A 12784-nucleotide genomic window follows, 5' to 3' on the forward strand; every position below is an offset into this window, starting at 1 on the left:
GGAATACGATCAGCCATGATCGACTTCGAACAATCCAGAGCATTTGCAGATTGGCTCTACTCACTGAAAGACACCATTGGAAAGGTTCGGATCATCGCCAGACTCCGAGCTGCCGAACATGGAAATTTTGGCGATTGCGAACCTGTAGGCGAATCTGTCTATGAAATGCGTGTTCATCACGGCCCCGGCTACAGGATGTACTTCACTCGCCGAGGCGAAGTGGTTTATTTGCTTTTGGTGGGGGGCGACAAGTCGACTCAAAAACGAGATATCAAACGTGCTATCCAAATGGCGCAAAACATCGGTAATGAGGAGTAAATCATGACCGAACAATTCACTCGTTTCGATGCCGCAGAATTCCTCAAGTCGCCGGAAGAAATGGCGGCTTATCTGGATGCATGCTTTGAAGAAGATGCTGGCGACGGCGTTCTGATACGCGCGGCACTCAACGACATAGCCAGAGCACAGGGCATGACACAGGTTGCGCGTGATGCAGGTTTGGGTCGTGAAAGCTTGTACAAAGCATTGAGCGGCACTGGCAATCCGGAATTCGCGACTATCATGAAGGTTATGAAAGCCTTGGGCCTGCGCCTGCATGCCTCTGCGATCTGATTGCGCTGCGACACCAAACCGCAGGCCGCGTTTTTACTTATCGGCACTGATCAGGCTAAATAGCCGCGCCTGATCTCCCACCCAACCGGATCTGTCCCATGTCCCGACAACGGCTCGCAATTGCCTGGATAGCCTGCTTCGCAGTGCTGTTCAACATGCTCGCCATGCCGATGACCGGAGCGATGGCGCAGACGGCGAAATCGCCGGCCGAACAGGTGTTATGGGGCAGTTTCTGCTCGTCCACCGGCACGAAGATGGTGGCGATTTCTCTGGGGACGCTTGATCAGAAAGCTCCGCAGAACGACATTCATTCCAACATGCAGCATTGCTGGTGCTGTTCCGGTTCTGCGCCATTGGTGGCGTTGCCTGGGCATGTGCCGCAGTTGTATTTCGCGCGTTTCGAGTCCCATCGAAGCCTGCCCGCCACCGCACTCGACACCCCTACTCCGCGCCAGCAATGGCCGAATCTCAACCCCCGCGCATCCCCTCTGGTGTGATTCCTTCTCGCAATTGACCTGCGTTTTGAATCGTTCTGGAGAACTGCCATGTTGAACAAACTCATCGTTCTGGCTGCATTGCTGCTGCCTGCCTGCTTTGCCAATGCCCATGAATACAAGGCTGGCGAACTGCAAATCGCTCATCCGTGGTCACAGGAATTGCCACCGAACGCGCCGACCGTTGCGGCTTACTTCGTGATTCAAAACCCCGGCAAAACCGCCGACAAACTGCTCAGCGTCGACTCGCCGATTGCGGGCATCGCCCAGTTGCACGAGCACGTGATGCAGAACGATCTGATGAAAATGCAGCAGGTGCCGGCCGTCGAAATCCCGGCTGGCGGCGACGTCACGTTTGCACCGATGGCGTACCACGTGATGCTACTGGACCTGAAAGACCGCAGCCTGCTGAGCGACGGCAAGCGGTTCCCGCTGACGATGCATTTCGAAAAGTCCGGTGATGTGACGGTCGAAGTCTCGGTGCAGAAAACCGCACCGGGCGGCGTGCAAGTGCACGCACACAATCCGTAACTGCCAGAGCTGAATACGCCCATGCGCCCGCTTAGCGCCAGGCCATCCGCGCCCCGTCGTCAGCCATTGAGCCTGACACGCGGCAGCTGGATCAGCCTGTTCGCCATGTTGATGATCTTCATCGGCCCGCTGATTTCTCAGTCGATGCCGATGGATCAGCGCGCCTCTTCGATGTCCATGAACATGTCGATGGACATGAGCATGGACATGTCAGCGATGGCGCACGGCGAGCACCGCGCGACACCCGCCGCCGAGCACTGTCCACCCAAAACCTCCCATCATGCGATCTGGGAAAAGTGCGGCTATTGCAGCCTGCTGTTCAACTGCCCGGCGCTGACGGGTGGCCAGTCTTTCGTTGCATTCGACGCCCCAAAAACCAGTACCTTCAGTACACCCGCCACCCGCCTGGGCCACGCCCGGCAAACCTTCTTCCCCGGCGCCCGCACCCGCGCACCACCCATCGTCACGTAAACATCTCCCCAATCTCACACGGTTAGAAGACAGCAAAGCAACCTGTGGGAGCGGGCTTGCTCGCGAAAGCGGTGGGGCTGACCCACCCACATCGCGAGCACGCCCGCCCCCACAGGCATTGCGCAGGCTGCCGGCCGTGTCGTTTACGACTGTTCGATGGAAATTGTCATGTCCAGGTTTTCTGCTGACACACGCTTGAGCGCCGCCCAAGCTTCTTTTGCCCTGAACGAAACGCGCGTTCGTTTCAGGCACGCCACCGCCGTTCTTTGCGGCGTACTGCTGACACCGATGGTGCTGGCCGATGATCATGCCGGCCACAGTGAAGAACTGAGCCCGACGGTGATCACCGCCATCGCACCGAGTTCACCGCTGACCATCGTCACCAACCCCAAAGACCCACGCCAACCGGTACCGGCCAGCGACGGTGGTGACTACTTGAAGACCATCCCCGGCTTCGCCCTGGTGCGCAATGGCGGCACCAACGGTGACCCGGTGCTGCGCGGTATGTTCGGCTCGCGCCTGAACATCCTCACCAACGGCGGCCAGATGCTCGGCGCCTGCCCCGGCCGGATGGACGCACCGACCTCCTACATCTCACCGGAAACCTACGACAAACTCACCGTCATCAAAGGCCCGCAAACGGTGCTTTGGGGGCCGGGCGCATCCGCCGGCACCATCTTGTTCGACCGTGACCCGGAAAGCTTTGGCGAACTCGGCACCCGAGTGAATGCCAGCATATTGGCCGGCTCCAACGGCCGTTTCGACAAAGTAGTGGACGCCGCTGCCGGCGGGTCATTGGGTTACGTGCGAGTGATCGGCAACACCGCGCATTCCGACGACTATCGGGACGGCAACAACGACACCGTGGCCTCGCGTTACGACAAGTGGAATGGCGACGTGGCACTCGGCTGGACCCCGGACGCCGACACCCTGCTGGAGCTGACCGCCGGCAAGGGCGATGGCGAAGCCCGCTACGCCGGACGCGGCATGGACGGCGCGCAGTTCAAGCGCGAAAGCCTCGGACTGCGTTTCGAGAAGTCCAATATCGGCGACGTGCTCGACAAGGTCGAAGCACAGATCTACTACAACTACGCCGACCACGTGATGGACAACTACACCCTGCGCACGCCGTCCGGCACCGGGATGATGGCCGGCCCGATGGCTTCCAGTGTCGATCGCCGAACCCTCGGCGCACGGATCAAAGCCACGTGGCGCTGGGCCGATGTGCAATTGATCAGCGGTATCGACGCGCAGACCAGCGAACACCGCAAGCGCGCCGCCATGGGCATCGACACCTACAAGGATCTGCCGCGCAACAAGGACGCCGATTTCCATAACTACGGCGTGTTCGGCGAACTGACCTGGTACGCCGCCGACCGTGATCGACTGATTACCGGCGCGCGACTGGACCGTGCTTCGGCCAAGGATTTTCGGCAGACCACTGGCTCGGGGATGATGACCCGCGCCAACCCGACCGCCGACGACACCCGCGCCGATACCCTGCCAAGCGGCTTCGTCCGTTACGAGCATGATCTGGCAGACAGCCCGACCACGCTGTACGCAGGCCTCGGTCACACCCAGCGTTTCCCGGATTACTGGGAGCTGTTTTCGCCCAACTCGGGACCTGCCGGCTCGGTAAACGCCTTCGACTCGATCAAGCCCGAAAAAACCACCCAGCTCGACTTCGGCCTGCAATACAAGACCGAAGACCTCGAAGCCTGGGCCTCGGGTTACGTCGGACAGGTACGCGATTACATCCTGTTCAATTACAAGACGGGAATGATGGGCACGACCTCGCAAGCCGAGAACATCGACGCGCGGATCATGGGCGGTGAACTCGGGGCAGCCTACAGGCTGACGTCGAACTGGAAGGCCGACGCAACCCTGGCCTACGCCTGGGGCAAGAACAGCAGCGACGGCAAGGCATTGCCGCAAATGCCGCCGCTGGACGCGCGATTCGGCCTGACCTACAGCGAAGACAACTGGAGCGCCGGCGCCTTGTGGCGAGTGGTCGCGGCGCAAAACCGCATTGATCAGAACAAGGGCAACGTGGTCGGCAAGGACTTCGACAAGTCCTCCGGGTTCGGCGTGTTCTCGCTCAATGGCGCCTATCGGATCAACAAGAACTGGAAGGTCAGCAGCGGCGTCGACAACCTGTTCGGCAAGGCCTACGCCGAGCATTTGAACCTGGCCGGCAACGCCGGTTTTGGCTACCCGGCCAATGACCCGCAGGCCATTAAAGAACCGGGGCGAACGCTCTGGACCAAGGTGGATATGAGCTTCTAAAAGCTTCGCGGGCAAGCCTCGCTCCTACAGGTTTATCACCGTCCAAGTAGGAGCGAGGCTCGCCCGCGAATGACTGCACAGCAGTCACCAGACAACAACAAAAGTACCAAGCCAAGCGGAGCACAACCGATGAAACAGCCCAAACCGAATTTCTATAACCTGGCCTGGCGCTGGCATTTCTATGCCGGTCTGTTCGTCGCGCCATTCATGGTGATGCTGGCCCTGACCGGTGTCATTTACCTGTTCAAGCCGCAACTCGACTCGTTGATGTACGACAGCCTGATGAACGTCCCGGCCGGCCATCACAGCGTCCCGGCCGACGACTTGCTCAAGCGGGTGAAAGACGCGTATCCACAAGCGACGATCAAGCAATACCTGCCACCGGTCAACGCCGAACGCAGCGCGCAATTTGTCGTACTCAATGGCGGCAATGAGCTGAACGTTTTCGTCGACCCGTACCACGGCGACATCCTCGGCGAGCAAGACGCCAAGAAGAATCTGCAAGCGATAGCGCGAGCGATTCATGGCGAGTTGATGATCGGCACGGTCGGTGACCGGCTGATCGAACTGGCCGCTGGCTGGGGCATCGTGCTGGTGGTTTCCGGGGTCTTCCTGTGGTGGCCACGAGGTCAGGCGGCCGGCATTTTATGGCCGCGCCTGAGCAGTCGCGGTCGCGTGCTTTGGCGCGACCTGCATGCCGTCACCGGGTTCTGGGGTGCCGCGTTTCTGCTGGTGATGCTGCTCAGCGGCATGACCTGGACCGGGTTCTGGGGCAAGCAATACGCCGGGGTCTGGAACGTGTTCCCGGATGCCATGTGGAATGACATGCCCAAGTCCGACGTCGAGGCCCGCAGCCTCAACACCGCCACGCGCCAGACCGTGCCATGGGCGATGGAAAACACGCCGATGCCGATGTCCGGCGACCACGCCGAACACATGGCCCACGACAGTGCGCAACCCGGCCCCGCCGCCCCGACCATCAGCCTGCAAGACGTGCAGAACATCGCCGTGCAACGCAAGGTCGAGCCGGGTTACAGCATTACTTTCCCGACCACGGCCACCGGCGTATTCACCATCGCCGTATTCGCCGATGACCCGCGCAACGACGCAACCCTGCACATCGATCAGTACACCGGCAACGTCCTCGCCGACGTGCGCTGGGAACATTACGGCCCCGTGGCTCGCGCCACGGAAACCGGCGTGATGTTGCACGAAGGCAAGATGTTCGGTGTGCTCAACCAGATCATCGTGCTGCTGATCTGCCTGATGATTCTGCTCAGTGCCGTCAGCGGCGTGGTGATCTGGTGGAAGCGTCGGCCACAAGGCAAGTTCGGTGTTCCACCGCTGCGCCACGACCTGCCGAAATGGAAAACAGGGGTAGCGATCATGCTGGTGCTGGCAGTGGCGTTTCCGTTGGTGGGCGTTTCGCTGGTGGTGGTCTGGTTGCTGGATCGAGTGCTGTTGTCGCGATTCACCCGACAAACTGAATCAGCCTCATCTTCATCATGAAACAGCCGAGATGCGCGTATTAGAGGGATCTGTAGACTTCGGGCGCTTATCGCACGGTCATTTTTAGTGTTACTGTATAACGCAAATGCACCGCCCAACCCGCAGCCATTGCTGCGGGTTTTCTTTTGGAAGAAGTGTCACCCACCCGATGAACAAGTACCTCTTGTCCGGCCTTTGCCTGCTCGCCCTGAACAACAACGCCCACGCGCAATCGTTGACGCTGCCCGCCGGCACCATCACCGCACCGGCCGTTGACGACGAAACCGTCAACCTCGACACGCCGACCACCGCCGGTTCGCGCCTGAACCTCACGGCACTGGAAACACCCGCCAGTGTGGAAAGCCTGACTGGCGAACAGATCCGCGCGCGCGGTGACCGCAGCGTGCAGGACGCAGCCTCGCGCAGCACCGGGATCAGCCGTACCGGCACGCCGGGCGACGGCGGGACCTCGTTGTCTGCACGAGGCTTTACCGGGCAGAACTCGGTGATGCAGTTGTATGACGGTAACCGGATGTACACCGGCATGGGCACCGTGACCTTCCCGGTCGACACCTGGTCGGTGGAGCGCGTCGATGTGCTGCGCGGCCCGGCTTCGGTGTTGTACGGCGAAGGCGCGACGGGTGCGGTGGTCAATGTGATCCCGAAAAAGCCCTTCGAAGGCGAGATCGAAAACCACGTGCGTCTCGGTTACGGCTCTTACGACAGTCAGCAACAAGCGTTCGACAGCGGCGGCTCGCTGAGCGAAACCCTGAGTTATCGCTTGAACCTCAATCGCCTGCGCAGCAACGGTTGGGTCGATCGCGGCGATTCCTCCAGCGACTTCGTCAGCGCGGCCCTGCGCTGGCAGGCCACGGACGATCTGGCATTTACCCTCGCCCACGACTACGGCGACCAGAACCCGATGAACTACTTCGGCACGCCATTGATCAACGGCCGATTCCACGAAGGTTTGCGCGACAAGAACTACAACGTCAGCAACGACAAGCAGCACTACAACGATCAATGGACGCGCCTGACCAGCGACTGGCAAATTTCCGATAACGTCAGTTCAAGCAACGAGCTGTATTACCTCAAGGCCCAGCGCCGCTGGCAGAACGCCGAAAACTATAACTTCGACCGCAACGCACAGCAGCTTAGCCGCAGCGGCTATTTCGGCATCGGGCACCGGCAGGAACAGGTCGGCGACCGTCAGACCTTCACCTTCAAGCACTCACTGTTCGGCCTCGACAGCCAGACTGTGACCGGTGTCGATTACAACCGCATCCGCTTCCAGCTCGACAGCAACTCGCCGTTCAATGACGTGTTGCCCGATGGCCAGCCGATCGATTTGTATCATCCACAACGTGGCCGTTTTGAAAGTGCCAATCCGTATCGCGACCAGTTCCAGAGCACCACCAAACAGATGTCGGCCTTTGCCGAAAACCGCACGCAGTTGAGCGAGCGCTGGTCGCTGGTGACCGGTGTGCGTCGCGACTACGTGCACGTCGATCGCGACAACCTGGTCGATGGCAGCCAGAGCGACAAGACCCTGACCGGCAACAACTGGAAGGCCGGGCTGGTGTTCGCCGTGACCCCGGACACTTCGTTCTACGGTCAGTACGCCACCAGCACCGACGGTGTCGGCGGCCTGATTTCCCTGAGCCCGAGCCAGCAGCAATATGACTTGGCCACGGCGAAACAGACCGAGATCGGCGTGAAGCAGATGTTCTGGGATCAACGCGGCGAGTGGACGCTGGCGGCTTATCGCATCGTCAAAAAGAAACTGCTGACCGACGATCCGGGCAACCCGACGCTCAAACAACAGGTCGGCCAACAATCGTCCAATGGCCTGGAAGCCAGCCTCGATCTGCAACTGCCACACGCCTGGCAACTGCAGGCCAACGCGGCCATCGTCAAAGCGAAGTACGACGATTTCGAAGAAGTGGTCAGTGGCGTGCCAGTGTCGCGCAACGGTAATCGCCCGGTGGACGTGCCTCGTCGCACGGCGAATCTGTGGCTGAGCAAAGCACTCAGCGAAGACCTGAAGGCCGGGACTGGCGTGCGTTACGTTGACGCGCGTTATGCCGACATGGCCAACCAGAACGAGCTGCCGAGCTACACCGTCGTCGATGCCACGTTGTCATGGAAAGCGCTGCGCAATACGACGCTGGGGTTGCAGGTGAACAATCTGTTTGACCGCCAGTATGCGCAAAGCCAATACAATGAGGGGCAGCAGTGGATCCTGGGGGAGCCGCGTTCGTTCTTTGTCACAGCTGATTACACCTTTTGACTCAAGGACCCCTTCGCGGGCAAGTCTCGCTCCTACAGTTTATGTGTCGAACAAAAATTTTGTGATCGACGCGAATCCTGTAGGAGCGAGGCTTGCCCGCGAAGGCGTCATCAGCATCACCAAATATCTCTGAGTAAATGCATGACCTCGCTGAACCTCACCAACCTCGCCTGGACACCCCAGGGCCACGGCCACTGTCATCACCAGTTCCAACTGCGTGATGCCTCATTGCACGTGGCCGCCGGTGAGTTTGTCGGGTTGATCGGCCCCAACGGCAGCGGCAAGACCAGCCTGCTGCGGTGCGCCTATCGCTTCAGCAAACCGGAAAACGGTGAGGTCCGGCTCGACCACCACAACGTCTGGAAACAATCCTCGCGCTGGTGCGCGCAACGCATCGCCGTGGTGCTGCAGGAGTTCCCCGACGCCTTCGGCCTGACCGTCGATGAAGTGGTCGCCATGGGCCGCACACCGCACAAAGGCCTGTTCGACGGTGACACCCTCGAAGACCGCAATCTTGCAACGCAAGCACTGGAATCCGTCGGCCTCAACGGTTTCGAAGACCACGCTTTCGCCACGCTCTCCGGCGGCGAAAAACAACGCGTGATCCTCGCCCGCGCCCTGGCCCAGCAACCGCAAGTGCTGATCCTCGACGAGCCGACCAACCACCTCGACCCGCGCTATCAGCTTGAGTTATTGCAACTGGTCAAGCGCCTGCGGATCGGCACCCTGGCGAGCATTCACGACCTCAATCTCGCCGCCGCGTTCTGTGACCGGCTGTACGTGCTCAATCACGGCCGCATCGTCGCCAGCGGCACACCAAAAGAAGTCCTGACCGCCCCGCTGCTGCGTGATGTGTTCGGCGTCGAAGCGCTGATCGATGAACACCCTTTGCACGGCTACCCACGAATCACCTGGATAACCCAACCATGACTTTGCGTTCCCTGCTGTGCGTTGCTCTGTTGCTGGGCAGTAGCCAAGCGTTTGCCGAAGCAACGAAATATCCGCTGACGATCCAGAGCTGCAACCGCGACGTGACCTTCACGCAAGCGCCGAAACACGCGGTCAGCCACGACATCAACATGACGCAGATGATGCTCGCCCTCGGCCTCAAACCGAGCATGGCCGGCTACAGCGGTGTCAGTGGCTGGAAGTCGGTCACGCCCCAGATGCAGGCCATCCTCGATGGCCTGCCGGAGCTGGCGGCCAAATACCCTTCAGTGGAAACCCTGCTCAACGCCAACGTCGATTTCTTCTTCGCCGGCTGGGATTACGGCATGCGCGTGGGCGGTGATCTCACGCCGCAAACCTTGCAGCCGCTGGGCATCAACGTCTATGAGCTGACCGAGTCCTGCGCCTTCGTCATGAAGCGTGCACCGGCCAGCCTGGAGGACACCTACAACGACCTGCGCAACCTCGGCAAAATCTTCGACGTGCAGGATCGCGCCAATGCATTGATCGCCGACATGCAGGCGCAAGTCGCTGATGTGCGCAAGGATCTGCCGGCCGACAAACCACGGGTGTTCCTCTATGACAGCGGCGAAGATCGCGCCATGACCTCGGGTCGCCTGGGCATGCCGCAAGCGCTGATCGACGCGGCGGGCGGGCGCAACATTCTGGATGACGTCGAAGCGAGCTGGACCCGCGTGAATTGGGAGAACGTGGTCGAGCGCAATCCGCAGGTGATCGTGATCGTCGATTACGGTGAAGTGACTGCCGAGCAGAAGACGCAATTCCTGCTCGATAACAAGGCGCTGCAATCGGTTGACGCAATCAAGAACCAGCGCTTCATCGTCATTCCGTATGTGCAGGCCACGCCGGGGATCGACAACGTGCTGGCGGTTGAAACCCTGGCCAAAGGTTTCCACGGCGAATGATCAATAGTCGCTACGCCCTGTTGCTGATTGCCCTCGGCGCGTTGTTGCTGGTGTCGTGCGTGGTGTCGCTGGGCTTCGGCCCGGCGCGGGTGCCGGTGGACGTGGTGTGGCGGATTTTGCTGCACAAGGTGTTCGGTTTTGGCGAGGTGAGCTGGACGGCCGGGCAGGAACACATCGTGTGGCTGATCCGCGTACCGCGCATGTTGCTCGGTGCCTTGGTCGGTGCCGGCCTGGCGCTGATCGGCGCAGTGCTGCAAGCGGTGACGCGCAATCCGCTGGCCGATCCGCACCTGCTCGGCGTGACCTCCGGCGCCACCCTCGGTGCGGTGATCGTGGTGCTGCATGTCGGTGAAATCGTCGGCCTGCTGACCTTGCCCATCGCTGCATTTATCGGCGCGCTGCTGAGCATGCTGATCGTGCTGATGATCGCCAACCGCAACGGTCGGCTGGACAGTGATCGGCTGCTGCTGTGCGGTGTGGCGGTATCGTTCGTGATGATGGCCATCGCCAATCTGCTGCTGTTTCTCGGCGATCATCGCGCCAGTTCGGCGGTGATGTTCTGGATGCTCGGCGGGCTCGGGCTGGCACGCTGGGAATTGCTCGCGGTGCCGGCCGCCAGTGTGCTGCTCGGGCTGGTTTTGTTGCTTGGCATGGCTCGACCACTGAACGCGTTGATGGCCGGTGAACAGACGGCCGTGACCCTTGGGCTCAACGCCCGCACCGTACGGTTGCGGGTGTTTTTGATTGCCTCGTTGATGACCGGAGTGCTGGTGTCGATCAGTGGGTCGATCGGATTTGTCGGGCTGATGGTGCCGCACATTGCGCGGCGACTGGTCGGGGCCGAACACCGGCGATTGCTGCCGGTGTGCGTGTTGCTGGGGAGCGTATTTCTGGTGTGGGTTGATGTCGCCGCTCGAACGTTGATCGCTCCCGAAGACCTGCCCATTGGCGTGGCCACCGCTGCCATTGGAGGTCTGTTCTTCATCGGCCTCATGCGCCGCCGCTGACTCACATCAATCAAAACTGTGGGAGCGAGCCTGCTCGCGATGAGGGCGTATCAGTCACCCTTTACATGTCTGACACACCGCAATCGCGAGCAGGCTCGCTCCCACATTGGATCAATGTCGTCTGCAAGTTCTTCGCCCCAATGTGGCGCACCTCCTCGCACCAACGCGCCAGCCGCGATCCTTCATGGTGCGCCACCCCAACCGCGCAACCGCTCTAATACGACACTTCCCTGCCTTTTTCCGACTGGGCACAGCCCTTGCAAAACAGCCTTCAGTAGTCCGCATCTGCCAACCAAGAAAACTCATAAGTTCATGGAGATCGCACAATGAAGCGTCGCAGCTTGATCAAGGCTTTTACACTCACGGCAAGCATTGCCGCGATGGGCATGACCTGGACTGTCCAGGCCGCCGAGACCATCAAGGTCGGTATTCTGCATTCGTTGTCCGGCACCATGGCGATCTCCGAAACGTCCCTCAAAGACATGGCGTTGATGACCATCGACGAGATCAACGCCAAGGGCGGCGTGAACGGCAAGATGCTGGAACCGGTGGTGGTCGACCCGGCGTCGAACTGGCCGCTGTTCGCAGAAAAGGGTCGTCAGTTGCTAACCCAGGACAAGGTCGCCGTGGTGTTCGGTTGCTGGACCTCGGTGTCGCGTAAATCGGTGCTGCCGGTGTTCGAAGAGCTCAATGGCCTGCTGTTCTACCCGGTGCAGTACGAAGGCGAAGAGATGTCGCCGAACGTGTTCTACACCGGCGCCGCGCCGAACCAACAGGCGATTCCGGCAGTCGAGTACCTGATGAGCGAAGAAGGCGGCGCTGCCAAGCGTTACTTCCTGCTCGGCACCGACTACGTCTACCCGCGCACTACCAACAAGATCCTGCGTTCGTTCCTGCACTCCAAAGGTGTGGCGGACAAGGACATCGAAGAGGTCTACACCCCGTTCGGTCACAGCGACTATCAAACCATCGTCGCCAACATCAAAAAATTCTCGGCAGGTGGCAAGACTGCGGTCATCTCCACCGTCAACGGCGACTCCAACGTGCCGTTCTATAAAGAGCTGGCCAACCAGGGCCTGAAAGCCACCGATGTTCCGGTCGTGGCGTTCTCGGTCGGTGAAGAAGAACTGCGCGGCATCGACACCAAACCGCTGGTGGGCAATCTCGCGGCGTGGAACTACTTTGAGTCGGTGGAGAACCCGGCGAACAAGAAATTCGTCGCCGACTGGAAAGCCTATGCGAAGAAACACAACCTGCCGGGCGCCGACAAAGCGGTGACCAACGACCCGATGGAAGCCACCTACGTCGGCATTCACATGTGGGCGCAAGCAGCGGAAAAAGCCAAGTCCACCGACGTCGACAAAGTCCGCGAAGCCCTCGCTGGCCAGACCTTTGCCGCGCCGTCCGGTTACACCCTGACCATGGACAAGACCAACCACCACCTGCACAAGCCGGTGATGATCGGCGAGATCCAGGCGGACGGTCAGTTCAACGTTGTGTGGCAGACCGAAGGGCCGATCCGTGCCCAGCCGTGGAGCCCGTTCATTCCTGGCAACGACAAGAAGCCGGAGTATGCGGTGAAGAGCAACTAAGCCACCTGGATGTCGGGCCGAATACATCGTTCGTGCCCGACACAAATCCTGTAGGAGCCGGCTTGCTGGCGATCAGCATCACACGGTTTGCCTGATGCACCGCCATCGTCGGAACGCCGCCCGCAGCAAGCCGGCTCCT

12 protein-coding genes are annotated in these 12784 nt (G+C 60.3%); all 12 read left to right on the top strand.

Features of this window, described 5'->3' with window-relative positions; all coding sequences use genetic code 11:
- Window positions 1-15: 15 nt before the first annotated feature.
- Complete coding sequence (locus tag KGA97_RS05775) at window positions 16-318, top strand: type II toxin-antitoxin system RelE/ParE family toxin (RefSeq protein ID WP_008038712.1); 303 nt, start codon at window positions 16-18, stop codon at window positions 316-318.
- Between the two features lie 3 nt (window positions 319-321).
- The gene (locus tag KGA97_RS05780) at window positions 322-612 is read left to right on the top strand and encodes an addiction module antidote protein (protein ID WP_008038711.1); all 291 of its coding nucleotides are present in this window, start codon (window positions 322-324) and stop codon (window positions 610-612) included.
- Window positions 613-710: 98 nt separating this feature from the next.
- Entirely contained in the window at window positions 711-1109 is a 399-nt protein-coding gene (locus KGA97_RS05785; protein WP_192226963.1) for a DUF2946 domain-containing protein, read from the top strand.
- Window positions 1110-1157: 48 nt separating this feature from the next.
- Entirely contained in the window at window positions 1158-1637 is a 480-nt protein-coding gene (locus tag KGA97_RS05790; protein ID WP_223435109.1) for a copper chaperone PCu(A)C, read from the top strand.
- 21 nt (window positions 1638-1658) lie between these two features.
- Window positions 1659-2108: a DUF2946 domain-containing protein gene (locus KGA97_RS05795; protein ID WP_223480363.1), complete on the top strand. Its 450-nt coding sequence runs from the start codon at window positions 1659-1661 to the stop codon at window positions 2106-2108.
- Window positions 2109-2276: 168 nt separating this feature from the next.
- A complete protein-coding gene (locus tag KGA97_RS05800; RefSeq protein WP_008038705.1) occupies window positions 2277-4394 on the top strand; it encodes a TonB-dependent copper receptor in 2118 nt (705 codons plus the stop codon).
- A 129-nt stretch (window positions 4395-4523) separates the two neighbouring features.
- Window positions 4524-5903, top strand: a complete 1380-nt coding sequence (locus KGA97_RS05805) for a PepSY-associated TM helix domain-containing protein (RefSeq protein WP_223480364.1) — start codon at window positions 4524-4526, stop codon at window positions 5901-5903.
- Between the two features lie 148 nt (window positions 5904-6051).
- A complete protein-coding gene (locus tag KGA97_RS05810; protein WP_223480365.1) occupies window positions 6052-8172 on the top strand; it encodes a TonB-dependent receptor in 2121 nt (706 codons plus the stop codon).
- A gap of 141 nt (window positions 8173-8313) precedes the next feature.
- Complete coding sequence (locus tag KGA97_RS05815; RefSeq protein WP_223480366.1) at window positions 8314-9102, top strand: ABC transporter ATP-binding protein; 789 nt, start codon at window positions 8314-8316, stop codon at window positions 9100-9102.
- On the top strand, window positions 9099-10046 hold the full coding sequence (locus KGA97_RS05820) for an ABC transporter substrate-binding protein (protein WP_223480367.1): 948 nt from the start codon (window positions 9099-9101) through the stop codon (window positions 10044-10046). Before KGA97_RS05815 ends, KGA97_RS05820 begins: the two co-directional genes overlap by 4 nt.
- Window positions 10043-11053 carry a FecCD family ABC transporter permease gene (locus KGA97_RS05825; protein ID WP_207284755.1) on the top strand — a complete coding sequence of 337 codons (1011 nt, stop codon included), beginning with the start codon at window positions 10043-10045 and terminating at the stop codon, window positions 11051-11053. The genes KGA97_RS05820 and KGA97_RS05825 overlap by 4 nt, the downstream gene beginning before the upstream one ends.
- A gap of 326 nt (window positions 11054-11379) precedes the next feature.
- A complete protein-coding gene (gene urtA, locus KGA97_RS05830) occupies window positions 11380-12645 on the top strand; it encodes an urea ABC transporter substrate-binding protein (RefSeq protein ID WP_008031211.1) in 1266 nt (421 codons plus the stop codon).
- Window positions 12646-12784 lie beyond the last annotated feature (139 nt).

This window comes from Pseudomonas sp. BF-B-15, assembly GCF_019946675.1.
In the GTDB taxonomy this organism is placed as follows: Bacteria; Pseudomonadota; Gammaproteobacteria; order Pseudomonadales; family Pseudomonadaceae; genus Aquipseudomonas; species Aquipseudomonas migulae.

Bases quoted from the DNA above. Each gene is read 5' to 3' on its own strand.
- KGA97_RS05805 (WP_223480364.1), top strand. From the start codon at position 4,524: ATGAAACAGCCCAAACCGAATTTCTATAACCTGGCCTGGCGCTGGCAT.
- KGA97_RS05815 (WP_223480366.1), top strand. From the start codon at position 8,314: ATGACCTCGCTGAACCTCACCAACCTCGCCTGGACACCCCAGGGCCAC.
- KGA97_RS05800 (WP_008038705.1), top strand. From the start codon at position 2,277: ATGTCCAGGTTTTCTGCTGACACACGCTTGAGCGCCGCCCAAGCTTCT.
- KGA97_RS05795 (WP_223480363.1), top strand. From the start codon at position 1,659: ATGCGCCCGCTTAGCGCCAGGCCATCCGCGCCCCGTCGTCAGCCATTG.
- KGA97_RS05775 (WP_008038712.1), top strand. From the start codon at position 16: ATGATCGACTTCGAACAATCCAGAGCATTTGCAGATTGGCTCTACTCA.
- KGA97_RS05780 (WP_008038711.1), top strand. From the start codon at position 322: ATGACCGAACAATTCACTCGTTTCGATGCCGCAGAATTCCTCAAGTCG.
- KGA97_RS05790 (WP_223435109.1), top strand. From the start codon at position 1,158: ATGTTGAACAAACTCATCGTTCTGGCTGCATTGCTGCTGCCTGCCTGC.
- KGA97_RS05825 (WP_207284755.1), top strand. From the start codon at position 10,043: ATGATCAATAGTCGCTACGCCCTGTTGCTGATTGCCCTCGGCGCGTTG.
- KGA97_RS05785 (WP_192226963.1), top strand. From the start codon at position 711: ATGTCCCGACAACGGCTCGCAATTGCCTGGATAGCCTGCTTCGCAGTG.
- KGA97_RS05810 (WP_223480365.1), top strand. From the start codon at position 6,052: ATGAACAAGTACCTCTTGTCCGGCCTTTGCCTGCTCGCCCTGAACAAC.
- urtA (WP_008031211.1), top strand. From the start codon at position 11,380: ATGAAGCGTCGCAGCTTGATCAAGGCTTTTACACTCACGGCAAGCATT.
- KGA97_RS05820 (WP_223480367.1), top strand. From the start codon at position 9,099: ATGACTTTGCGTTCCCTGCTGTGCGTTGCTCTGTTGCTGGGCAGTAGC.